Consider the following 2815-nt stretch of genomic DNA (forward strand, 5'->3'; position numbering starts at 1 on the left):
GCATGGCGACGGCCTACCCTCGCAGGGAGCGATCCCCCAACTACTCTTGGCGCGACAAAGCTTAACTTCCGTGTTCGGCATGGGAACGGGTGTATCCTTTGTGCCATCATCACCACACTATTGAGTGTTACGCACTCAAAACTGAATCAGATTCTTCTTATTAGTTTAAACCGGACACCACTTTGTGGTTAAGTCCTCGACCGATTAGTACTAGTCCGCTCCATGTGTCGCCACACTTCCACTTCTAGCCTATCTACCTCATCATCTCTGAGGGGTCTTACTTCCATATAGGAATGGGAAATCTCATCTCGAGGCGAGTTTCACACTTAGATGCTTTCAGCGTTTATCTCATCCATACATAGCTACCCAGCGATGCGCCTGGCGGCACAACTGGTACACCAGAGGTATGTCCATCCCGGTCCTCTCGTACTAAGGACAGCTCCTCTCAAATTTCCTGCGCCCGCGACGGATAGGGACCGAACTGTCTCACGACGTTCTGAACCCAGCTCGCGTACCGCTTTAATGGGCGAACAGCCCAACCCTTGGGACCGACTACAGCCCCAGGATGCGATGAGCCGACATCGAGGTGCCAAACCTCCCCGTCGATGTGGACTCTTGGGGGAGATGAGCCTGTTATCCCCAGGGTAGCTTTTATCCGTTGAGCGATGGCCCTTCCATGCGGTACCACCGGATCACTAAGTCCGACTTTCGTCCCTGCTCGACCTGTCTGTCTCACAGTCAAGCTCCCTTGTGCCTTTACACTCTACAAATGATTTCCAACCATTTTGAGGGAACCTTTGAGCGCCTCCGTTACCTTTTAGGAGGCGACCGCCCCAGTCAAACTGCCCACCTGACACTGTCTCCCATCACGCTAAGTGATGTGGGTTAGAGTGGTCGTATAACAAGGGTAGTATCCCACCAATGCCTCCTTCGAGACTAGCGTCCCGAGCTCTACGGCTCCTACCTATCCTGTACAAGTTATACAAACACCCAATATCAAGCTACAGTAAAGCTCCATGGGGTCTTTCCGTCCTGTCGCGGGTAACCCGCATCTTCACGGGTAATATAATTTCACCGAGTCTCTCGTTGAGACAGTGCCCAGATCGTTACGCCTTTCATGCGGGTCGGAACTTACCCGACAAGGAATTTCGCTACCTTAGGACCGTTATAGTTACGGCCGCCGTTCACTGGGGCTTCAATTCTGAGCTTCGCTTACGCTAACCCATCCTTTTAACCTTCCAGCACTGGGCAGGCGTCAGCCCCTATACGTCATCTTACGATTTTGCAGAAACCTGTGTTTTTGATAAACAGTCGCCTGGGCCTTTTCACTGCGGCTACACTTGCGTGCAGCACCCCTTATTCCGAAGTTACGGGGTCATTTTGCCGAGTTCCTTAACGAGAGTTCACTCGCTCACCTGAGGATACTCTCCTCGACTACCTGTGTCGGTTTGCGGTACGGGTAATTAAACTCTAACTAGAAGCTTTTCTCGGCAGCGTGACATCAACGACTTCCCTACTGAAATTTCGGTCCTCGTCACAGCTCAATGTTAAAGAAACAAGCATTTAACTCATCTCACACCTCACTGCTTGACCGGACACTTCCAATCGTCCGGATCGTTTAGCCTTCTGCGTCCCTCCATTGTTCAAACAAGTTTAACTAGTACAGGAATCTCAACCTGTTATCCATCGACTACGCCTCTCGGCCTCGCCTTAGGTCCCGACTAACCCTGGGAGGACGAGCCTTCCCCAGGAAACCTTAGTCATACGGTGGATCAGATTCTCACTGATCTTTCGCTACTCATACCGGCATTCTCACTTCTATGCGCTCCACTAGTCCTCACGGTCTAGCTTCACCGCCCATAGAACGCTCTCCTATCGCGTCACTTACGTGACACCCACAGTTTCGGTAATATGCTTAGCCCCGGTACATTTTCGGCGCAGAATCACTCGACTAGTGAGCTATTACGCACTCTTTAAATGGTGGCTGCTTCTGAGCCAACATCCTAGTTGTCTGTGCAACTCCACATCCTTTTCCACTTAGCATATATTTAGGGACCTTAACTGGTGATCTGGGCTGTTCCCCTTTCGACGGTGGATCTTATCACTCATCGTCTGACTCCCGGATAACACATCAATGGCATTCGGAGTTTATCTGAATTCAGTAACCCATGACGGGCCCCTAGTTCAAACAGTGCTCTACCTCCATGATGCTCTAATCCGAGGCTAGCCCTAAAGCTATTTCGGAGAGAACCAGCTATCTCCAAGTTCGTTTGGAATTTCACCGCTACCCACACGTCATCCCAGCCTTTTTCAACAGACACGGGTTCGGCCCTCCGGTGCGTATTACCGCACTTTCAGCCTGCACATGGGTAGGTCACCTGGTTTCGGGTCTACTTCAACATACTCAAACGCCCATTTCAGACTCGCTTTCGCTACGGCTCCGGTCTTTCCACCTTAACCTTGCATGTTAACGTAACTCGCCGGTTCATTCTACAAAAGGCACGCTATCACCCATTAACGGGCTCTAACTACTTGTAGGCACACGGTTTCAGGAACTATTTCACTCCCCTTCCGGGGTGCTTTTCACCTTTCCCTCACGGTACTGGTTCACTATCGGTCACTAGGGAGTATTTAGCCTTACGGGATGGTCCCCGCAGATTCCGACGGAATTTCACGTGCTCCGCCGTACTCAGGATCCTGAACTGAGAGACTATGATTTCGTCTACGTGGCTTTCACACCCTATGGCGACGCTTCCCAACGTCTTCGACTATCATGGTCTTTGGTAACTCAAATGTTCAGTCCTACAACCCCAAT

At 50.9% G+C, this 2815-nt stretch carries 1 rRNA gene and 1 other annotated feature (1 of these 2 cut by a window edge); the gene reads right to left on the reverse strand.

Annotated elements, in window-relative coordinates:
• Window positions 1-117, reverse strand: a 5S ribosomal RNA gene (rrf, locus tag ACRYI5_RS11015).
• Window positions 118-184: 67 nt separating this feature from the next.
• Window positions 185-2815: a sequence feature (most likely nonfunctional fraction of RNA operon), on the reverse strand; it runs 1548 nt beyond the window's last position.

Source organism: Furfurilactobacillus sp. WILCCON 0119, assembly GCF_053471565.1.